We start from the raw sequence: 22,047 nt of genomic DNA, 5'->3' as shown, positions 1-22,047 counted from the left end.
TGGTTTTTTTGATATAAATACTTAATTTTTAAGGGTGAAATGATTTTTGAACACTCTACCATCTTGTAATGTTACTGCAAACCAATAATCGTCACTAGGCAATTTTCTACCATTTAAAAGTCCATTCCATCCTTCTCCTGTTGGGTCCAACTGTTTAATAAGTTTACCAAATCTATTAAAAATTTGAACTTTAGTATTGGATTGAAACATACTGGATACACCATATATTTTCCAGACATCATTAACCCCATCATTATTTGGTGTAAAAAACTTAGGAAAACCTATAACAGACACATCATTATTAATGACACCACAATCATTTTTAATATCTCTAACTGAAACTGTATATATACCTGGAAAAATGTTTTCAAAAATATTACTGTCTTGATAATCAGAAACTGTATTTCCATTTTCATCAATTAGACTATATTGATAAGTTCCTTCTCCTGTAACGAAAACTGTGATAGAATTATTTTGTGATGCATCAATAACATCAAAAGGAGGCATACCAAAAATAGCAATATTAGAAGGTTCTACAGTTACGGTTCTTGTTTTTGAGCAGTTGTTAATATCTGTTACAGTAACAGTGTAAACTCCTGGTGTATTTATTTGGATTTCGTATGTGGTATCTCCATTTGACCAATTGTATGTATAATCATTAGGATTGCCACTTACAGCAGCATCAATGGTTATTATCACAGGGAAGTCATTTAAACAATAATAAAATAAATCATCAATTTTTATATCTGGTAATGGGAAAACAGTTAAAAAAACTTGACTAATTCCATAACAATCGTTTGCATTTTCAACCCGAGCATAAATTGTTTGAGAATATGGGTTTGTATTAGTGTATACCGTATTTAATGGGTTTTGTTCTAAAATAGCATCATTAAAAGATTCAAAATAAACAATGTCTAAACCAGATGGTAAACCATTAAGAATAGTATTGTTGGCAGTGTTTAAATCAAAAATGTGTAATCCATCTTCATTACCATCATCATCACATATGGATAAAAATGCATTGTTGGAGTCGGTTGCTGTAACATCTAGTGTTAATTCGGAGTTGCTTATACAACCTGTTAAATCATTGATTACTTCAACATATATAATTTGAGGGTTTACAGTATTATTAAATGAGTCACCGTTAATTTCATTAGTTCTAGTTGTATCAGTATAGAATTTAGTAGACCTATCTGTAATACCACCTGTTAATTCATCATTAGCTTCATTAAGGTTAAAAGTAGTTAATCCATCAGCTAAACCATCTTCATCACATTGTATTAATAGTGAATTAAATGAATTAGGTGCTTCATTTACTCTTAAATTTAGTTCAGTAAAACTTCTACAATTTTGATTTGTTGCATCTTCAATTCTAACAAAAATAGTTTCATTAAAAACGGTGTTGTTATAATACGAATTTGAAAGTGCTCCAGTACGGCTTTCTGCATTAGCTCTTGATGTGTAATAAAACACATTAAAATCACTAAGATTTTGCCCTACTAATATTTCACTGTTTTTAGATGATAAATCAAAAATAACACGACCATTTTTATCATTACCATCATCTAAATTATCACACAAAATAAAGTCTGTAGGAGCTATAAAACTTGGACCAAGATTAACGTTCAATTGAAAATCTGTTAACTCAAAGCATTCGGTTGTGTTATTTGTTATTCTAGTGTAAATGGTTTGGGGGTTTGTGATATTTCTGTAAGGACTAGATAAAGGATTAATACCAATATTAGCATCACTTGCAGAAGCATGATATGTTATTGTAACGTCAGTTTGTGTACCCATTATAGGAGCATTATTGTCTGATAAATTAAATTCTGTAAAACCATCTGAAAAAGGTGTAATATCATCGCACCTTTCAAAATCTAATGCAGTTCCATTAGTGCTAGCCTCATTAGTTGGAGGCTCTGAAAAGGTAGCTGTACCCGTCCATTCTAAATTGAAAGAACTATTACCTTCAGGTCTGTCTATTACTATAAAATAGGTTTCACCAGCATTTACATTTAACGATCTTACAAAGCTATTACCATCGGGACCGGGACCTTCTGAAGGGTCTGTTTCAGTGTCCCTCATTCCAGTTGAATTATAACTTAAACCGGCACTTGGTGGGTGGGTAGTTGAGCATCTAATTGCTCTTCCAATGTTACCACATGTAACATTAGGACCATAAACAAAAAAATCATAATCTTCTGTAATAGCAGTACTATTCGGGGTTAAAGTAAACCCTAGAGTACCACTTGTTACAAGAGTTACTTGTAACCATACACTATTGTTTTCACTACTACCACAATCACTTGTTTCAAATACTTCTTCTAATGCACCACCACCATTTACATTTAAATTAATATCAGAATTTCCACATGTGATTATAGCATTACCACAGTCATTAGGAGACTGACTTAGAATATGAGAGGTAAACAGTAAAAAAAAACTGACTATACTAAGTCTCAAATAAAATTTCAATAGATTAATATTTTAAAGTGAAATGGCTTTTAAAAATTCTGCCATCTTGCAATTGTACAGAAAACCAGTAGTCATCAGAGGGTAAAATTTCACCATTTAAAGTTCCGTTCCATGCTTTACCTCTTGGGTTTAACTGTTTTAAGAGTTTTCCATATCTGTCATAAATGAAAATTTTAGAATTGGGTTGAAACATTTCAGATACTCCTAAAATTTGCCAAGTATCATTTACCCCATCATTATTTGGTGTAAAAAATCTAGGAAATCCAACTACAGATACAACGTCTTGTATTATACCACAATCATTTTTAGTATCTCTTACTAAAACAGTATATATACCTGGATAAACATTTTCGAAAACATTACTATCTTGATATGGAGCTGTAGTTACTCCATCACTGTTAACTAAACTATATTGATAGGTGCCTTCGCCAGAAGCAAATACAACTACTGTGTTATTGTCAGAAACATCAATAATATCTGGGTTTTGCGTGAAAGTTGCAATATTAGAAGGTTCTACAATAATTGTTCTATTTTGAGAACAACCATTAGCATTTGTTACTGTGACGCTATAAGAACCAATTGTGTTAACTAAAATTTCTGGAGTACTCTCTCCATTAGACCATAAATAAGTATAGTCATAAACTGTTCCCGTTAAAATACCAGCATCTAGTATAATTTGGTTAGGAAATAAATTAAGACAGTAATAAATGGTTTCATCCTCTTCAATACCGGGTAGTCTATTTACTCTTAATTCAATTTCATTAATGCCATAACATTCATTATTATTTATAGTTTCAACTCTGTAATAAATAATTTCAGAATAAGGATTAGAATTGGTATGCTCTAAAATTTCATTAGTTTCTAAAAGTGCATCATTTAAGGTAGCATAAAATTGTACTCTGGTATCTGATGGTACTAAACCTAAGTTTTGTATTATTTCAGATGAATATGGTTTAAGTTGGAATAAATTTATTCCATCTGGAGAATCTTCTTCATCACAAACAGGGGTTGCACTATATGTACTTACTTGAGTATTACTAACGTTTAGCGTTAAACTTGCAGTTTCATAGCACCCACTAATATCATGTGTAACTCGAGTATAAAGTATTTCATTCGGAACTGAGTTATTATAAGATTCAAAATTAGTAATAGCATTAACCCCATTAAGAGCATCAGTTGGATTAAAATGGTAAGTAACTGTATGTTCAGTAATATTATTTGTAATAATTTCATTAGCCTCAGTTAGATTGAAAGTAGTAATTCCAGGAGAACTCAAATCTAAATCACATTGAAATAATGATGCGTTATTTGCAATTGGGTATTCAAAAAATTCTACAACAGCTTCGCCTTGAGGTAAACCACAATCTTTTGTGGCAGAAGTTCCAGGAGGGTCTATTACTACTTTGTATGTTCCTGTTTGAGTTACAATTAAATCAAAATCACTTTCAGAAAGTAAGTTCCCATCTCTTGACCAAGTATACGTTGCTCCTGGTATTTGATCAGCTTCTAGTGTGTAATTATCTCCAGTACATAATGGTAAATAAGTTGTTTCTTCACCATTTTTGATTATATCAATTTGCTGATTGAAAAAGGAAGCAATAAATGGCGGTAAACCTTGAGTGGAATTATTAGGTAGAGAAATAGCACTGTGTAAATAATCTGCATCCCTTCCAAGTCTATTTGGGTAGTTTATTACGCCTAATCCTCCAAAACCAGCGTTATATGTTCTACTTAACGCCCTATATATTTTACCATTTGGACCAAGCTGTAACCCACCTCTGTATAATTGTTGTCTATCTAATACAAACATACTTGCACTAATATTTGTAGATGTAAGATCAAATTGTAACAAAAGGGAATTATGGTTTATTGGATCGTTATTCGCAATAGGGTCTGTTACATTGAAATAATCGTTAGTGGCTGTAACATAAAGTACCTCACTATTAGGTGAAAACTCAATACCATAAGATTTGTTGTTTTGGTCATTTATTGTAATTGTTTGAGCATTTGTAGCTATTCCTGTTTCACTATCAAAATCAAATAAATATAATCCAGATTGTACATTGGCGCAAGCTAATTTTGAACCATCAGGAGAAAGTTTTAAATAACCTCTAGGGTCAGCAATTGAAAACGGAAAACTTGATTTAACAGGAATAGGATTTACACCAAGGTCGTTTATTTCATATGCAAAGAAAGTATCAAAATTTGTACTACCAATACCGCTTGAATTTGCTAGAGTTATTACCCATATAGATTTTGTGTCACAGTCTTTAACTACAGCGGATATTTTTTCTGCGCATTGGGATAATAAATTTGTGTTTTTATTTCTAACTTCTCCGTCTCCAACATTAGCTGATACATCTACAATGGAATAATTTAAACCTGTATCAGTTTGATTAGAACCAACAGTAAATATGTAATAAATATCAGAATCATTAGGTTTTGGTACAACGATAGCTGATTGTGTACTAGACTCATCACCTAAAAGGCCATCACCATTGGCCATAATATTGTGCGAGTTATTATATACAGTTGTTCCATCTGTATAGAATAAAAGTTGTCCATTAGAATCTGAGATTGAAGCACAACCTTCTCTGGTGTTTATTTTTCCATTATTCAATGGAGTAACACCTCCAGTAAAAACATTAAATTTTATACCAGCGTTTTCACCAAAATACCAATTTGAGGCTTCGTTTTGGGAGTAAATATATAGTCCAATAAGACTAAAAATTACGAATAATACAGTCTTTTTCATTTTTCGATAGCAAAAGCTAACAAATATATTACAAATCTCGCTTTTTTAATAATTTAAACGATAAAAAGATGAATAAGGCTGTCCAACATAAAACGATAAGCATTTCATAACCATGAGCTCCATAATCGTATGCTAACTCTGCTTTATCAGGGAATTTAGACATAGCTATTCTTTGGAAGGGTTGATCAATTAACTTATACATAGACTTTAAAGGGAAAAAATTTTGAATCTTTTCAGCTAAATTACCGTCAGATTGCCATGCAATTAAACCAAATAAAATCCATTCCAGAATAAATAATATAAATAGAAAAGCAAGTGCAAAAGCAGAACGCTTTACAAGCATACCAAAAAATAAACATAAACTAAAGAAACCAATTAATTTTACAAAGTATGCTACTAAAAACTCAACACCTCTAAATACTATTGAAGCTTCAGTATAGCTAGAATAATATAAACCTATACATAATGAAATTAACCCAATTAGCACTGTTGAAACTATTGAGAAGAATACAATGGTGTAAAACTTTGATAAGATAAATTCCTTTTTACTTAAACCATCAATAAGGTTTTGTTTTATGGTTTTATTACTGTACTCATTTCCAATCATACTAACTACAACAATGGCAAAAAAGAATTTGAATTGTGATGCAAAAAATGTGGTAAGGTGCCATATTATTGGGAAGTTAAAAACACCCAATTCACCTAACTCTAATGTAAAAAAACCAAATACGTTAATTTTTAGTGATGATAATAATATCACAAAAAAAGGTAAAATAAACGAAACGAATATGAGTATTTTACTAGTTCTGTTAAGTAATAGTTTTTGTAATTCTAAATTTAAAAGTCGTAACATTCTGGTTAGTTTTGGTTGTTATCAGTTAATTGTAAAAATTGTTCTTCTAAACTTTCTTTACGCTGTACTAGATGTGTTAGTGTAATACCTTTTTCAAAAAGATGTTTATTGAAATCATCAGATTTCATAGGCTCATTTAAAAAAGCTGTTACTAAATTCTCGTGAACTTTAACTTTTCCAAATGATTTATGGTTTTCAAGTAATTTAACTAACTCTGATTCTTTATTTGTTTTTAATTCAAAAAAACCATGACTAGAAATCATTTCATCTACTCTTCCAGAATAAAGTTTTACACCTTTTCGAAGAACAACAACATGTGAACATACTTTTTCAACTTCATCTAATAAATGCGATGCTAATAAAATAGTAGTGCCTTTAGCTGCAATTTGTTTTATAATTTCTCTAATTTGATGAATACCTTGTGGGTCTAGACCATTTGTTGGTTCATCTAGTATTAGTATTTCTGGGTCATTTAAAAGGGCAGAAGCTATGGCTAAACGTTGTTTCATCCCTAAAGAATATGTTTTAAATTTACTATCCTTTCGTTCTAGAAGACCAACTATTTCTAACTTTTCATCTATCTTGCTATAATCAACCCCTTTAATTTTACAAACTAATTTTAAATTTTGAGTAGCCGTCATATAAGGATAAAAATTAGGGCGCTCAATAATTGCTCCTACTTTTTTTAGAGCATCATGAGTTGAGGTATTACCATCAAACCAATGAAAATCACCTTCGGTTTTGTTTACAACATTTAGCACAACACCCAAAGTGGTAGATTTTCCACTACCGTTAGGTCCTAAAATACCATATACATTGCCTTTGTTTATAGTGAATGATAAATCTTTAACGGCAGTTAAGTACCCAAATTTCTTAGTAAGATTGTTAATTGTAAGTATAGATTCCAAGCTATAAAGTTTTGTTGTCAACTGAAGAAGTCAACAATGGTTAGTTATTCAAGTATGACGAGAGTCTTTAATTTTTGTTACAAATGGTGCGTAAATATTTTTAATAACAAAAAAAAGAGGCTGTTATTTTAAATAGCCTCTTTTAAAATTAATATGCTTTTGTTTCTTTTTAGATTTCTAATATTTGACGAATCATTTGATTAGTAAATCCCCATTCGTTATCATACCAAGTCATTACTTTTAGTAAATCACCATCAACAACTCGCGTCATACTTAAATCAACTGTTGATGCAAACGGGCTTTTGACAATATCAGAAGAAACAATAGGTTCATAAGTTGTAGAAAGCACTTTCGCATAGCGATTAGTATCGGCTTCCTCTTGTAAAATAGCATTAACTTCTTCTACCGTTACATTTTTCTCTGTAACAAATGTCATATCAGAAATTGAACCAACAGGAATTGGAACTCTTAATGCAACACCATCAAATTTATTAGCGAATTGTGGTAGTGCTTTGGTTGTAGCAATAGCTGCACCCGTTGAGGTTGGAACTATGTTTGCTGCACCTGCACGACCCATTCTGTAATTCTTTTTTGAAACAGAATCCACCATGTTTTGTGATGCTGTGTAGGCATGCACGGTGGTCATAATTGCTTTTTTTATTCCAATTCTGCGCCCTAAAACTTCAACTACAGGACTAATATTATTTGTTGTACAACTGGCACAAGAAAATATGCTTGCTTTTCCGTCTTTTGAATTTACACCATGCACAACTGTAGGTGTATCTGCACTTTTTGTAGGAGCAGAAATTACGACTGTAGTTGCTCCAGCTGTTATATGTTTTGCAGCATCTTCACTTTTTGTAAAAAAACCAGTGCTTTCAATTACGATGTCTATATTATTTTCTTTCCAAGGAAGTTCTTCAGGATTTCTATTAGAAAAGTATTTTATCTTTTTTCCATCTACTATTAGGTGGTTATCGTCATGTGATACTTCTTTTTCATAGATACCGTATACAGTATCGTACTTAAGTAAATAAGCAATGTTATCCGTTGTTACTAAATCATTCACAGCAACAACTTCTAATCCTGGTGTATCTAAAATAACTTTTAAAGCGGCACGCCCAATACGCCCCATTCCATTAATGGCAATTCTTTTCATTTGTTTTAAATTTTATTCGTGTTTTAGTCTTAAATTATTTAATTCCTTACTTTAATTTTATCTTTTATGAGTTACTTTGTTTGTGTATTCTATAAATAAAAGTGTATCTTTCATTTAAGATTTTATAGTATTCATGCAAGATTTAAAAATATCAAAAAAGAAACCATCTTTTCCAATAACGACTAAGTTACATGATTATCTTTCAGAATATAACAGAAATATAAAAATTCCTATTTTTTATGATGACCTGTTAAGGTTTCAAGGATCTGTTATTGTTTATGATAAGGAAGATAATGATACTTTATGGATAAGGGTTTATTATAATGATTATGAAAGAGAGGAAATTGATGCCGCATTAAAAAAGGTGTATACTATTTTTCATTCTGATGGAAATGAAGATATGCTACCTTTTTTAAGTGTAGATGCTGTTGATTATTGCACCTTTGGTAACTCTAAACCTTTTAGAATAAAGATTAGAAATATATTGAATGATAATTACACGTATTTCTATGTTAAAACAGCAGATGCTTCTCGTGTTTATGGTTTAGAATTGGAACATATGTTGTCTCCATATAATCTGAATTTTTTGGTTTATAAGAATACATTAATAGAAGAACATATTGCTGGAATTCCTGGAGATGAATTTATTAAGAAATTTTTGCCAAAATGTGATAAATCTGAAAAATCTCAAATAGCTAAAGAATTTGTTAAGTTTAATGAACGCTGCATGATTAGGCTTTTAGGAGACATGCGTTCCTATAACTATGTAGTTGTGCCAACTCATGATTTTGATCATGTAGTATATAAAATTAGAGCAATTGATTTTGATCAACAATCTTATGAAGGCAAGTTTAATATATATAGACCTCAGTTTTTTAAAGAGAATTTTAAAGTTGTTGAGCTGGTTTCAAATAGTATACAGAAACTATCTATAGATCAATATAAAACTGAGGAACGTTCTATACTTGTAAAACGTTTAAAGAGTTTTCAGAGTAGAGTGGATAAACTTATTGCGTGTATGGAAGATGATAGTATTTCTAAGAAATCTCATATAGATTTTTTAAAGAATACTATTTATGACTATACACACGATGTAAATTTTAAAAGGAGTAAAAATATGGGTGAAATTCTGAAGTATTCTTTAGAGTTTTTAACTCGTAATTACGAAAATGTAAATCCTTTAGGGCTGGATTAATTCCAATTTTCATTAAAATCTAAATCTTCATAATCATCAACATCAATACCATCTTCAAACTCATTAAAATCTTCATCAATATCAGCTTCAAATAATTTTTCTGGAGCCGTATCTGGTACTTGACCTTGAACAAACATGAGGTTAGGATAATCATGACCTTCAGTTTCATCAACAATTTCTGCTAATTCTACATAAAAGGTCCACATGTTCATAAAATCATAAACATAAATAAGTTTAGTTTGGGCCTCATGAACAACATCATCTAAAGATGTTTCATTCATTAAACGTGCAGAACCATCATCACTTAAGTCAAAAAGGGATATTTCTTCACCTTGTTCCCATAGATCATTACTAATGTAAAAAGAAGCCATTTCTGTACCATCAAATCCAAAAGATTGAGTGACAATATTATGTAAATCTTCAAGTGTATCTGTTTCACGAATTTCTAAATCGCGAAAGATATCTTCTTCAGTATCATTATCTAAAATAACTCTAAATCTGTAAATCATTAATGAGAAATTATGCTACAAAGGTAGGCTTTTTTTAAATTATTTTGAAAATCTATGTAATGTAAATGTCATGGCACTTAATAAGAAAAAAGCACCAATTTGATGTGTTACACCAAGCCAAACAGGAACCTGTAATAATATGGTTAATACGCCTAATAAGAATTGAACACCTACCATAATTAAAAGGAAGTTAATACCTTTAGATTGGTAGGTAGATAGATTTATTTTTTTTGCCTTTACATAAATTGAAATGATGAAGCCTACCACCACAAAAGCTAAAATTCTATGAACAAATTGCACACCACTTCTACCTTCTGTAAAGTTTTTATAAACAGGGTTTTGCTCAGTGTAAACGGTTTCGTGAATAAATTTTCCTTCACTCATCATAGGCCAATGGTTATGAACCCATCCGGCATCTAATCCAGCCACAAAAGCACCATAAATTATTTGAAGTAAAAGAATGGCTAATCCCCATCGTATTAAGTTTCTGAAAGATTTTTGTATTTCTTTTTTTGATGGAAATATTAAATCTAGAGCAACCCAAAAGGTGTAGGCGAAAGTTATAAAGGCTGTTGTTAAATGTGCTGCAAGTCTATAATGACTTACGTCTGGATTATCAACCAAACCACTTTTAACCATATACCAACCTAAAAACCCTTGAAAAGCACCCAAACACAATAGAACGATTGCTTTTTTTGTTGTAGATTTTGAAAGTTGTTTTGTAATTAAAAAATATAAAAATGGAATAAAAAATACCAAGCCAATAAACCTGCCAATAACACGATGAAACCATTCCCAGAAATATATATCTTTAAAATCTTGAAGGGTAAACTGGTTGTTTAGTTTTTGATATTCTGGGTATTGCTTGTATAAATCAAATGCAGCTTCCCATTCAACATTATTCATTGGAGGAATTGTTCCAGAAATTAACTTGTAGTTAGAAATTGATAAACCTGAATGCGTAAGTCTTGTAATACCACCAACAACTACCATAATAAAAATTAGAGCACACCCAGTTAAAAGCCAGTAGATTACTTTTTTGTTATCCTTTTTCATTTTTAAATAAGATTCTTTTTAAAGCATAAACTATTAGCTATGTTTTTATATTGACCGTAATTTGGAATGATTGAATAATTCATTTTTTTGTAAAAAGAAACGGCTTCCTCTTGTCTTTTTCCGGTTTCCAAAACACAGATTTTATAGGATAACTCAGCACTCCATTTTTCTAATTCCAGTAAAATTTTTGTAGCGACACCATATCCACGAGCATCAACCTTAGTAAACATACGTTTTACTTCAATGGTGTTTTCATCATAAGTTTTAAATGCACCACAACCAACAGGATAGTCATTTTTATAAGCTATTACAACATGTTTTAAAACATCAATATTATTGTATTGATTATAAAAAGCATGTTCATCACCATCAACAATTTTTAAATAAGCGTTTAATTCATCAACTAGATTTATAAAATCTTTATGTTCAGAATTTGTTCTTACAAGTTTAATCATGACTCAACATTTAATTTAAGTCCAAGTTTTTTTCCTTTTTCAAGCATTAATTTATAAGCTGCATCATATTCGTTTGGAATATCGCCTTCAAGAATAGCTTCTTTTATTGTTTCTTTAATTATACCAATTTCGCGTGATGGTTTTAGGCTAAAAGCTTTCATTATTTCTTCACCAGAAATTGGTGGTTGAAAGTTTCTAACATGATCGCGTTCTTCAACTTCAATAATTTTTTCTCTAACAATTTTAAAATTGTTATGATACTTATTAAATTTCTTTGGGTTTTTTGTTGTAATATCTGCTTCACACAAAGTCATTAAATCATCAACATAATCACCTGCATCAAAAACCAATCTTCTTACAGCAGAATCTGTAACAATCTCTTGAGCTAAAACTATAGGTCTAGAGCTCATAAATACCATTTTTTGTACAAATTTCATTTTGTCATTCAATGGCATTTTTAATCTTTTAAATAGTCGGTAAACCATTTTTGAACCTTCAAACTCATGCCCATGAAAAGTCCAGCCAACTTTCTTACTAAACTTTTTAGTCGGTGCTTTTCCAATATCATGGAGTAAAGCTGCCCATCGTAACCAAACGTTATTTGTGTTTACCGCAATGTTATCAACTACTTCAAGGGTATGATAAAAATTATCTTTATGACGCTGTCCTTCAACCTCGTCAATGCCTTTTAAAGCTGTTAACTCTGGTAAAATATGCTTAAGTAATCCTGTTTTCTCTAAAAGTAAAAAGCCTACAGATGGTTTTTTACTTTCTAAAATTTTGTTGAGTTCAGTAACTACACGCTCGTTTGTGATAATTTTTATTCTATCACTATTTTTGGAAATAGCTTTAAGTGATTTCTCTTCAATAGTAAACCCTAATTGTGTAGCAAATCGAATAGCTCGTAGCATCCGTAAAGGGTCATCGCTATATGTTATATCTGGATTTAAAGGTGTTTTTATAGTTTTATTTTCTAAATCTGTAACACCGTTAAAGGGATCAAGTAAATCACCAAAATGACTTTCACTTAGGTTTAAAGCTAGAGCATTTATAGTAAAATCTCTTCGATTTTGATCATCTTCTAAAGACCCATTTTCAATCGCAGGGTTTCTACTATCTTCAGTATAAGATTCTTTTCTAGCACCAACAAATTCTATCTCAATATCATCATGCCTTAACATGGCAGTGCCATACGTTTTAAAAACTTGAACTTTTGGTTTGTTAGGCAGGTTTTTCGCAACCTGTAAAGCTAGTTTTATACCATCTCCAATAGCAACCACATCAATATCTTTGGCATCACCACGTTTTAAAAGAAAATCACGAACAAAACCACCTATAACAAAAGATTCAAATTGTAATTCTTTTGCAGATTTTGAAATGATTTTAAAAATAGGGTGTTTTAACGCTTCTTTATAATTCATCAATACTAGTTACCGTTTATTCTCGGATAATCTTTACAATACCATTATTAGATAGTTTAATAATTGACGATGGTTTTGAACAGATTTTTTCGTGATGCAAATTTACAACATAGTCTACACCTTTTAAAATAGCTGGTGTTATTTCTTTGAATGATTTTGGGGTAAAATTTCCACTAATATTTGCTGAAGTAGAAACTATAGCACCATTAAATTTTCTAGTAATTCCATAGCAAAAATCATCATCCGGAATTCTTATAGCTATAGAGCCATCTTTAGCAATTAAATTAGATGCTAAATTTTGAGCATTATCATATATAATTGTAGTTGGTTTATCAGTAACATCAATAATATTTAAAGCGGCAGGAGGAATTTGTTTTACATAGCGTTTTAGCATACGCTCATCTGCCACTAAGCAACTTAATGCTTTATTTAGATTACGCCTTTTTAGAGCATATACTCTTTTTACAGCTTCTAAATTTGAAGCATCACAACCAATTGCCCAAACGGTATCAGTAGGATAAAGGAATAAACCTCCTTGTTTTAAAATTTGCAATGATTTTTTTATTTCAGAATCTATTGTGCTCATAAACTTTGCAACTTTATTTACAAATTTAATATTAGTTTATAAGAATGACTCAAAACTTTGTAATATTGCCATATGAAAAAAGTATTTCATACGACCTACAAAGATTTTCAAAGAGAGATAGATGGTTTTATTGAATCTTTTGAGACTTCAGGTGAATCTATAAAGGATAAAAGAAACAAGCTGAAACTGTTTGAATTAAACGGAAAAACAGTTAATATAAAATCTTTTAAAGTTCCTGGTTTACTAAATCAAGTTGTATATAAGTTTTTCAGAAAAGGAAAAGCTCAACGTTCTTTTGAGTATGCTAATAAATTGTTGGAATTAGGTATTGGATCGCCTCAACCTATTGCTTATTATGAATTTCCAACGACTTTATTTTTTAAAAGAAGTTATTATGTTAGTGAGCATGATAATTATGATTTAACCTTTAGGGAGTTATCTCATAATCTCGATTACTCTAATCACGATAATCTTTTGAGAGCATTTACAAGATTTACTCATCAACTTCATGAGAAAGGTATTTTATTTTTAGATCATTCTCCAGGAAATACTTTAATAACTATTAAAGAGAATGATTTAGAATTTAAATTGGTAGATTTAAATAGAATGGTTTTTAAACCATTGTCTTTTGAAGAAAGAATTAAAAACTTTGAACGCTTAACACCACATAAGCATATTGTGGAAATTATGAGCGATGAGTACGCGAAAATTTCTGGAAAACCTTTTGAAGTGGTTTTTGCTAAAATGTGGAGCCTTACTGAAGCATTTCAATACAAGTTTAACCGAAAGAAAGAACTGAAAAAGAAATTAAAATTCTGGAAAAAGTAATTACTGTCTGTTTTTACGTAATAGCCATAACTTTACATATCTCATAAATACTACGTACCCTTGAATATATCCAATAGTTAAGCCTACAACACCATCTCTAAAACCACTTTGCAAAATATAATGCTTAAAAAAGCCCCAAAATGGTTTTATTATAAAATGATAAGGTGTTAATCGCCCTGTTTTTTTATCATAATCTTTGGCTTGCCATGTAGCATAACGATTCATCTTTTCAATATACTTATCAAAAGTAATGTAAGTATTATGATATAATTTTTGTTTTAAATTACCAATATCGCCATCTGCAATTATTTCTGCGTGAACATGTTTGTCTTGATATTTACAGGAATCTCTTTTAAATAGTCTAATAACAGCATCATTTCTCCAGCCACTATATTTTACATGCTCACCCATAAAATGATTATTTCTACCTATCCAATAAGCAACAACATTATCTTTTGGGTTTTTGAGCGTTTCAATAATTTCTTCCTTTAACTCTTTAGTTACTCGTTCATCAGCATCTACCAATAATATCCATTCATGCTTTGCTTGAGGAATGGCCCAGTTTTTTTGTGAAGCTGAATATTGATATTCACGTTTTATAACTTTAACCCCACTAGCTTTAGCTTTTTCGTAAGTTCCATCAGTGCTTAAACTATCTACAACAATAATTTCATCAGCAAAATCTACTGAAGCTATTACGTCTTCAATATTATGAATTTCGTTTCCTGTAGGGATTATTGCTGTTAGTTTTTGCATTAATTTTTAGAAATTGTAAATGGTTTATTAAAACTTTTGATTGTAAAATAATTCAATTTTTTTCGAATTTTATATTTACGCATCAAATTTAATGGTTTAGATTTTAAATGTGTTTTGTCTTTATGTAAACAAGTTATGCTAGCATCTATAACACGATTACTGGATTTACCATCAGTATAGGGATGAAGGTTTTTTAAGTAATGTTTTATGTTATTTATTAACGCTTCAGGATAAGTCAATGCTTTATTTATAGCATTTTCTATTTGATTTGCATTTTGAATATCAATAAGGTAATTATGACTGATTGTATGATTAAATGTTACTACTGGTTTTCTTTGAACCAAAAATTCTTGTATTGCTGAAGTTGTATCTGCAAACATAACATCAGCTTTTTTAAATAAAGGGATTAAGTTGGTAGTATTGTGAAATGTGAAATTATCACCATTCAGGGCATTCCATTTTTTTATAATATGCTCAGGTAGTTTAGGATGTAATACCATGATAAAATTAAATTTACCATTGCCTGATAATCGTTTAACTTCATTAAAAACATTATCATTATATGCTAAACTTAAACGCTCAGTAAATGTAGAAGCAATCATTACTGTATTACTAATTTCTTTTTTTTCTATAGGAAATAACGAATCTACTTTACTCCATCCGGTTTCAATAACTTCAAAATACTTGTGTTTATTTGCAAGTTCTTGAAACTTCTCTGTTGTATTTGGACCTTGTGTGCAGTATAAATCAAAAAAACCTCTTAATCTGAAATGCGCAAACGAATTATTTTTAGTAGGACGTTTTTCAGCATGAAAGCCATGAAAAACTTGAACTTTTAGAGCATTAAAAAAATCTGGAACGCTATCAGTAGCAGTTAATATAATGTGTGGTTCATAAGCATAAATATCTTCAATGTTTTTAAGCACATTTAATTTATTTGAAACACCAATTTCCCCATCAGGTTGATCTGCAAACCATTTTACAGAATAACCTCTTTTCAAGATTTCCTGCTCTAATGGAACGCCAATAGGAATAGCGTAGCTGTAAGATATATAGATTAAAAACTTATAGTGCATAAACTAGTGTTTATAATTGCGTTCTTTTTCCTAACCAAGTTAATAAATATTCTAAAATAACTGGAGGACACAAATCTAAACTTTGCATACCTAAAAAAAGTTTGCTTTTACCTTTATTATTCAGCTTTAATTTATACCATAACAGCGGTTTTTTATAAGATCTGAAATACATAAGTTGTAAATCTTCTTTTAATATACATGTGCCATTTTTTATTTCAAGATGGTTGGCTAAACCTTGAGGTGTAAATTGGTTTTCGTTTCTAAATTTATGTTTTACGTTTTCTATAAAAATATCTTTATTGGCTTTAAAAAAAGTTTCAAATGTCGATTTTCTCAGAGGATGTGGTGTGTGTTTAAAGTTGTAATATTTATTAAAACCTACAATTTTAGCTGCATTTTGCTGAATGGCTTTATGACCTTTTTTTGCTTTCTTAAATTTCTTATAAAAAATATTCTCATCAAATTTCAACCATTTACCTCGTAAAACAGGAAATCCATTTTGAAAAAAATCATCAGATCTGGTTTCATTTATTATAAAAAAGTCATCATTAAGATAAATAAAATGTTCTGCTAAATCAGGAATTCTATATAAGCAAGTCTCAATAGGCCTACAGTTAAAAGTTGGCAAGTAGTTTTCAAAACCTTTAAAAACATCTTTGTGATCTACAATAGAAACATTTTTGTAATTTTCTTGAGTCTCTTCTTGTTTTAAGAAATTGGGTGTTTGTTCATCTGTAATGATATAGATATTTCTAATATATGATGCAAATTTTATAATAGAATCTACAGTATACTTAATCTCGTTTACTTGATCAAATCGTGTTCTGAATTTTTTAGACTTAGATTTTTGAGTACCTTTTATATAAGGAGAAATTTTTTTCTTATGATTTTCGTCATCACCATCTACCCATAGTATTACAGCATCAATTGGATGTTCTATCTCGGGTAGTTTAGTCATAATTTAGTATCAAATAAAATTTATGTTATAAAGAATTTATTTAGTTAATCAATCTCTGTAATAACTTTTTGTCCATTTTTGAGCTTTGGTAATTTTATATAATCACCAATAATTTTATTGTATTCATCTGGAATAAAATCTTTTCTTCCATCTGATGGATAAAAAGTCATTTCTCCAAAAATTGTTTTACCCTCAATAGAGTAGAAGTCAACTCGTACAAAAGGGAAATTAGCTGCCAAAACTTCAGATAATTTTCTCATTTCATCAAAATTACTTGGTTTTTCTACTTTTGACGAAATGCTTTTTTTAAGAGAAACATATCTATATGGTAAAGGTTCAAAATTAAAATCATAAAAACCTCTTTTGTGATCTTGTTCTCTATCTAAATGTACTTCTAAAAATTTAGCTTCTCCGCTAAAACAATAAAATTTATAATCAATAAGTGAAATGCCTCCTTCATCTTTAAGAAGTTTTTCAGCTATCAATCTAGGTTTAACATTTTTATATGCCCATTCTTGTCCTGTTCGATAATATTGACTTTTAGCAAGCCATTTTTTAAATAATTTGGTTGTTTTGACTTTGTTGAGCTTTTCTTTATCTCTAACAATTAAATTGTAACTACTGGCATGAGTAGCTTTTACAATAAACTTATTAGGTAGTTCATCATAATTTATCTCTTCAGGTGAATCATAAACACCGTATAATTTGTTTAGATATTGTGCGCCAATTTTAGATTCAACATATTCTCTTACACCATATTTATCAACTAATTGTGTTAATATTTTAGGATGATAAAAAACTTTATACCATTGAATTTTTTCATTAAACTCAACGGGGTTATTCAAATTTAATTTTTTACCAGTATGATGTTCATAAAGAAAATGAGCGTAAATTTCTGGAGGTAAAAATTTCAACTTTCGCAGCATTTTTACGCTGAACTTGCGTAGTATCTTTAGCATTAGATAAATAATTTTAGCAAATATAATATAAAACTATCACGTCTTTTTTAAAGATAAGTTTTATAGCCTACTCACTTAAAAAAATAAGGACAACCTTTTTGAGTTGTCCTTATCATTTTATTAAACGATTTTTAATTAAACAGCAACACTATGCTCACGTAATGCATCATTTAAAGATGTTTTTTTGTTTGTGCTTTCTTTACGTTTTCCAATAATAAGCGCACATGGCACATTATAACTACCAGAAGGAAATTCTTTTGCATAACTTCCAGGAATTACTACCGAACGTGCAGGAACAATACCTTTGTATTCAACAGGTTCATTACCAGTTACGTCAATAATCTTAGTACTCATGGTTAAAACAACTCCAGCCCCTAAAACAGCTTCAGTTTCAACACGTACACCTTCAACAACTATACAACGACTACCAATAAAGGCATTATCTTCAATAATAACTGGAGCAGCTTGTAATGGTTCTAATACACCACCAATACCAACACCGCCAGATAAATGAACATTTTTACCAATTTGAGCGCAACTACCTACAGTGGCCCAAGTATCAACCATGGTGCCTTCATCTACATACGCACCAATATTTACATAACTTGGCATTAATATAGTTCCAGGAGAAATGTAAGCCCCGTGGCGTGCAACTGCATTAGGAACAACTCTAATACCACGTTCAGCAAAGTTTTTCTTTAAAGGAATTTTATCATGATATTCAAAAATACCAGCTTCTAAGGTTTCCATTTTTTGAATTGGGAAATATAGAACAACCGCTTTTTTTACCCATTCGTTAACCTGCCAGCCTCCAGTAATAGGCTCTGCAACTCTTAATTCACCTTTATCAAGTAAATCTATTACGCTTCTTATTGCTGTGGTAGTCTTTTCTTCTTTTAAAAGATCTCTATTATCCCAAGCTTTCTCTATGATTTGTTGTAATTCAGTCATTGATATTTAATTTTTGGCAAATATAAAGGCTATCATTTAAAAAGACATTGAATTAGACATAATAATAAGTGGGATTCTATAAGAAATATTCAATTTTTACTTAGGTTTTTAAAAGATAGAAATGTGCTTTTCATCTTTTTAACCAATACTCAATAGGACAAAATGCATAAAAAAGGGTAATTGACCGATAAAAAACGCTTTTAAACTATTCGTCGATAAAAATTTGTAGCTTCTCTAGTTATCGAAAATACTGCGTTCTACAACTAATTTTTTGCTGGTAACATATCATCTGGATATATATTTGAACCATCAAACAATGATAAACATAATGAAAACAAATTTTTACATATTATTAATTTTATTACTTACTTTCTCTTTCGGAAATGCGCAAAGTACTTCTACAGTAGTTGAGATAGAAACTAATAAAACTATTTCTGTTTCTTTAGAAGATGAGATAGCTACTGTAATTGCAGAAGTTAATACTATTAAAGAAAACGATTCATTATTAATTGATGCTACTAAAGTAAACGAAACTATAGCACGTAGCTCAAGTGATATCAGAGTTTATTTAAACCGTAAGAGAAAAGTTAGTAACATCGGTTTAGTATTTCAAGGAATTAATAAAGCCGTAAGAGCTTAAAAGATAATGTTCAAGTATTAATAATTAAGGTTAACTATTGAGAAAGGCTGTTCGAAAGGACAGCCTTTCTTATTTTAATGCACTATTTTTGCAAAAAATAACTTATGGCTAGAATTTTGGCAATTGATTTTGGAACTAAGCGAACAGGTATAGCTGTAACTGATGAGTTGCAGATTATAGCATCAGGTTTAACCACAGTTAATACCAAAGAATTACTATCTTTTTTAAAAGATTATATATCTAAAGAATCTGTAGAATTATTTTTAGTAGGCGAGCCTAAACAAATGGATAATACAGCTTCTGAAAGTGAAGTCCACATTACAAGTTTTATTGATAAATTAGAAAAAGTAATACCAAGTATTCCTATTATACGTGTTGATGAGCGTTTTACTTCAAAAATGGCTTTCCAAACGATGATTGATAGTGGTTTAAAAAAGAATCAAAGAAAAAATAAAGCACTAATAGACCAGATTAGTGCAACACTTATTTTACAAAGTTATTTATATTCCAAATAGTTAAATTTCATAAAGAATAATTTTTTGTTAAATACTAAAGAACAACTATAAGTATTGTATTTTTGCAAGCATTAACAATAAGTAGAATGATTTTACCAATAGTAGCTTACGGAGACCCTGTTTTAAAAAAGAAAGCAAAGGATATTACTCCAGAATATCCAAAGTTTGATACGCTTTTAGAAAACATGTATGAGACCATGTATAATGCTTATGGTGTAGGGCTTGCTGCACCTCAAATTGGATTGCCTATTCGTTTATTTTTGGTTGATACTTCTCCTTTTGCTGAAGATGACGTTTTTACTGAAGAAGAGCAAAAAGAGTTAAAAGCTTTTAAGCGTACTTTTATAAATGCTAAAATTGTTGAAGAAAAAGGTGATGAGTGGGCGTTTAATGAGGGCTGTTTAAGCATCCCTGATGTTAGGGAAGATGTATTTAGAAAACCAAATATTACTGTAGAATATTTAGATGAGAATTTTAAAGCGCATAAAGAATCATTTGACGGTCTTATAGCAAGAGTTATTCAGCATGAATATGATCATATTGAAGGTATTTTGTTTACTGATAAACTATCAAGTTTAAAAAAGCGTTTGATAAAAGGAAAGTTGTCTAATATTTCAAAAGGAAAAATAAATATAGACTATAGAATGCGCTTTCCAGCTCAAAAAAAGAAGCGATAATATTTGCAAGACATCAAGAAACATTTGATATTTGCGCCCTTTAAAAAGTAATTTATGAGTTTAGAAAAAGTTATTTCAATATCAGGAAAGCCTGGGTTATACAAGTTAATAACACAAACACGTGGTGGTTTTGTTGCAGAGTCTATGATTGATAAAAAACGTATCTCTGTAAGCATACAAAATAATGTAAGTGTTTTAAGTGAAATTGCTATTTATACATTATCAGAAGAAATTCCTTTACGTCAAGTTTTTCAAAATATAAAAGATAAGGAAAATGGGCAGCAAGCTTCAGTTAAGCCTAAAGACGGTAAAGATAAATTAGAAGAATATTTCTTTAGTGTTTTACCAGATTACGATGAAGATAGAGTTTATGCCAGTGATATAAAGAAAGTAATCCAGTGGTATAATCTATTACAACAACATAATATGTTGGATGATTTGGTAGGTGATGAAGATGAAAAATCTTCAGACGAAGAAGAATAAACTCGATACACACACATAATATTAACCTCCACTATCTGGAGGTTTTTTTATGCTTTTTTGTAAGTGTAAGCTCCTTTTTTCGACATAAAAGCATCTAACAAATCTCAAATAATAATGAAATCACTTTGGTTTTTTGACGATGTTAATCTTTTCAAGGTGCTTTGTCCACACAAATTCAAAGCCTACAAAAAAGATCATGATTTTGATGCCTATAAGAAAAAAGACTATATCTATTTTGAAGATGATTCTGCAAATAAGGTTTACTTAATTGAAAAAGGGAAAGTTAAAATTGGATATTACAATGAAGATGGAGAAGAAGTAGTAAAAGCTATTTTAACGCGTGGAGAAATTTTTGGGGAAACTGCTATTTTAGGAGAGTCTACAAGAGAAGAGTTTGCTCAATCCATAGATAATACTACAAGTATTTGTCCAGTTGGAGTAAATACCATGCATGATTTAATGCGCAATAATCAAACGTTTAGTTTAAAAATATATAAAGTCATTGGATTTAGGTTGAAAAAATTGGAAAGACGTCTTCAACTTTTACTTTTCAAAGACGCAAAAACTAGGTTAGTAGAATTTCTTGATGAGTTATGTATGGAATTTGGTTATGATTGTGAAAAAACTGGAGATAAAGTGATTCAGCACCCTTATACACAAAAAGACATAGCTTCATTAATTGGCACATCAAGGCCTACATTAAATATTCTTTTAAATGAGTTAAAAGAAGAAAATATCATAGAATTTACAAGAAAAGAAATAAGAATTCACCAAAAAAGCGCCTAATGTTAGGTAGCTAACATTTTATAATCTATAGGAGATATATTTTTGA

At 30.1% G+C, this 22,047-nt stretch carries 22 protein-coding genes; 7 read left to right on the top strand and 15 right to left on the bottom strand.

The window, feature by feature from the left end; all coding sequences use genetic code 11:
- Positions 1-21: 21 nt before the first annotated feature.
- The 5 genes from DIS18_RS00245 to gap all read right to left on the bottom strand — a co-directional run bounded on the left by DIS18_RS00245 (position 22) and on the right by gap (position 8,150).
- The gene (locus DIS18_RS00245) at positions 22-2,475 is read right to left on the bottom strand and encodes a T9SS type B sorting domain-containing protein (RefSeq protein ID WP_109351046.1); all 2,454 of its coding nucleotides are present in this window, start codon (positions 2,473-2,475) and stop codon (positions 22-24) included.
- A gap of 4 nt (positions 2,476-2,479) precedes the next feature.
- On the bottom strand, positions 2,480-5,230 hold the full coding sequence (locus DIS18_RS00240) for a T9SS type B sorting domain-containing protein (protein ID WP_109351045.1): 2,751 nt from the start codon (positions 5,228-5,230) through the stop codon (positions 2,480-2,482).
- Between the two features lie 28 nt (positions 5,231-5,258).
- Complete coding sequence (locus tag DIS18_RS00235) at positions 5,259-6,083, bottom strand: ABC transporter permease (RefSeq protein ID WP_109351044.1); 825 nt, start codon at positions 6,081-6,083, stop codon at positions 5,259-5,261.
- A 5-nt stretch (positions 6,084-6,088) separates the two neighbouring features.
- Positions 6,089-6,991, bottom strand: coding sequence for an ABC transporter ATP-binding protein (locus DIS18_RS00230; protein ID WP_109351043.1), 903 nt, complete (start codon positions 6,989-6,991; stop codon positions 6,089-6,091).
- 169 nt (positions 6,992-7,160) lie between these two features.
- Complete coding sequence (gap, locus tag DIS18_RS00225) at positions 7,161-8,150, bottom strand: type I glyceraldehyde-3-phosphate dehydrogenase (protein ID WP_109351042.1); 990 nt, start codon at positions 8,148-8,150, stop codon at positions 7,161-7,163.
- Between the two features lie 133 nt (positions 8,151-8,283).
- Between gap and DIS18_RS00220 the strand changes: the two genes are divergently transcribed.
- Positions 8,284-9,345: a hypothetical protein gene (locus DIS18_RS00220; RefSeq protein ID WP_109351041.1), complete on the top strand. Its 1,062-nt coding sequence runs from the start codon at positions 8,284-8,286 to the stop codon at positions 9,343-9,345.
- On the opposite strand, the gene DIS18_RS00215 is transcribed toward DIS18_RS00220, so the two are convergent.
- From DIS18_RS00215 to DIS18_RS00195, 5 genes are read right to left on the bottom strand one after another with little or no spacing between them, the layout of a single operon-like run.
- The gene (locus DIS18_RS00215) at positions 9,342-9,854 is read right to left on the bottom strand and encodes an IS1096 element passenger TnpR family protein (protein ID WP_109351040.1); all 513 of its coding nucleotides are present in this window, start codon (positions 9,852-9,854) and stop codon (positions 9,342-9,344) included. The genes DIS18_RS00220 and DIS18_RS00215 overlap by 4 nt on opposite strands.
- Positions 9,855-9,893: 39 nt before the next feature.
- Positions 9,894-10,910: a COX15/CtaA family protein gene (locus DIS18_RS00210; RefSeq protein ID WP_109351039.1), complete on the bottom strand. Its 1,017-nt coding sequence runs from the start codon at positions 10,908-10,910 to the stop codon at positions 9,894-9,896.
- A gap of 2 nt (positions 10,911-10,912) precedes the next feature.
- Positions 10,913-11,365 carry a GNAT family N-acetyltransferase gene (locus tag DIS18_RS00205; protein WP_109351038.1) on the bottom strand — a complete coding sequence of 151 codons (453 nt, stop codon included), beginning with the start codon at positions 11,363-11,365 and terminating at the stop codon, positions 10,913-10,915.
- Positions 11,362-12,786, bottom strand: coding sequence for a CCA tRNA nucleotidyltransferase (locus tag DIS18_RS00200; protein ID WP_109351037.1), 1,425 nt, complete (start codon positions 12,784-12,786; stop codon positions 11,362-11,364). Before DIS18_RS00200 ends, DIS18_RS00205 begins: the two co-directional genes overlap by 4 nt.
- 16 nt (positions 12,787-12,802) lie before the next feature.
- Positions 12,803-13,372, bottom strand: coding sequence for an L-threonylcarbamoyladenylate synthase (locus DIS18_RS00195; RefSeq protein ID WP_181363961.1), 570 nt, complete (start codon positions 13,370-13,372; stop codon positions 12,803-12,805).
- A 72-nt stretch (positions 13,373-13,444) separates the two neighbouring features.
- Between DIS18_RS00195 and DIS18_RS00190 the strand changes: the two genes are divergently transcribed.
- Entirely contained in the window at positions 13,445-14,200 is a 756-nt protein-coding gene (locus DIS18_RS00190; protein ID WP_109351036.1) for a lipopolysaccharide kinase InaA family protein, read from the top strand.
- Here the strand turns inward: DIS18_RS00190 and DIS18_RS00185 are convergent, their stop codons facing one another.
- From DIS18_RS00185 to DIS18_RS00165, 5 genes are all read right to left on the bottom strand, one after another.
- Positions 14,201-14,956 carry a glycosyltransferase family 2 protein gene (locus DIS18_RS00185; RefSeq protein WP_109351035.1) on the bottom strand — a complete coding sequence of 252 codons (756 nt, stop codon included), beginning with the start codon at positions 14,954-14,956 and terminating at the stop codon, positions 14,201-14,203.
- Positions 14,956-16,032, bottom strand: coding sequence for a CDP-glycerol glycerophosphotransferase (locus DIS18_RS00180; RefSeq protein WP_109351034.1), 1,077 nt, complete (start codon positions 16,030-16,032; stop codon positions 14,956-14,958). The genes DIS18_RS00185 and DIS18_RS00180 overlap by 1 nt, the downstream gene beginning before the upstream one ends.
- 10 nt (positions 16,033-16,042) lie before the next feature.
- Positions 16,043-16,990 carry a Stealth CR1 domain-containing protein gene (locus DIS18_RS00175; protein WP_109351033.1) on the bottom strand — a complete coding sequence of 316 codons (948 nt, stop codon included), beginning with the start codon at positions 16,988-16,990 and terminating at the stop codon, positions 16,043-16,045.
- Between the two features lie 44 nt (positions 16,991-17,034).
- Positions 17,035-17,904 carry an ATP-grasp fold amidoligase family protein gene (locus DIS18_RS00170; protein ID WP_245925548.1) on the bottom strand — a complete coding sequence of 290 codons (870 nt, stop codon included), beginning with the start codon at positions 17,902-17,904 and terminating at the stop codon, positions 17,035-17,037.
- A gap of 180 nt (positions 17,905-18,084) precedes the next feature.
- A complete protein-coding gene (locus DIS18_RS00165; protein ID WP_109351032.1) occupies positions 18,085-18,900 on the bottom strand; it encodes a 2,3,4,5-tetrahydropyridine-2,6-dicarboxylate N-succinyltransferase in 816 nt (271 codons plus the stop codon).
- A 328-nt stretch (positions 18,901-19,228) separates the two neighbouring features.
- Here DIS18_RS00165 and DIS18_RS00160 point away from each other — a divergent pair, with 328 nt between their 5' ends.
- The 5 genes from DIS18_RS00160 to DIS18_RS00140 all read left to right on the top strand — a co-directional run bounded on the left by DIS18_RS00160 (position 19,229) and on the right by DIS18_RS00140 (position 22,001).
- Positions 19,229-19,540, top strand: coding sequence for a hypothetical protein (locus DIS18_RS00160; protein WP_109351031.1), 312 nt, complete (start codon positions 19,229-19,231; stop codon positions 19,538-19,540).
- A 104-nt stretch (positions 19,541-19,644) separates the two neighbouring features.
- Positions 19,645-20,055, top strand: coding sequence for a Holliday junction resolvase RuvX (ruvX, locus tag DIS18_RS00155; RefSeq protein WP_109351030.1), 411 nt, complete (start codon positions 19,645-19,647; stop codon positions 20,053-20,055).
- 86 nt (positions 20,056-20,141) lie between these two features.
- Positions 20,142-20,732, top strand: a complete 591-nt coding sequence (def, locus tag DIS18_RS00150) for a peptide deformylase (RefSeq protein ID WP_109351029.1) — start codon at positions 20,142-20,144, stop codon at positions 20,730-20,732.
- Positions 20,733-20,786: 54 nt separating this feature from the next.
- A complete protein-coding gene (locus DIS18_RS00145; RefSeq protein WP_109351028.1) occupies positions 20,787-21,215 on the top strand; it encodes a DUF5606 family protein in 429 nt (142 codons plus the stop codon).
- Positions 21,216-21,329: 114 nt separating this feature from the next.
- Complete coding sequence (locus DIS18_RS00140; RefSeq protein WP_109351027.1) at positions 21,330-22,001, top strand: Crp/Fnr family transcriptional regulator; 672 nt, start codon at positions 21,330-21,332, stop codon at positions 21,999-22,001.
- The last annotated feature ends 46 nt before the right edge of the window (positions 22,002-22,047 follow it).

It is taken from the genome of Algibacter marinivivus (assembly GCF_003143755.1).
Taxonomy (GTDB): domain Bacteria; phylum Bacteroidota; class Bacteroidia; order Flavobacteriales; family Flavobacteriaceae; genus Algibacter_B; species Algibacter_B marinivivus.
The sequence above is the reverse complement of the archived record's forward strand: the minus strand, read 5'-3'. Positions and strand labels throughout refer to the sequence as shown.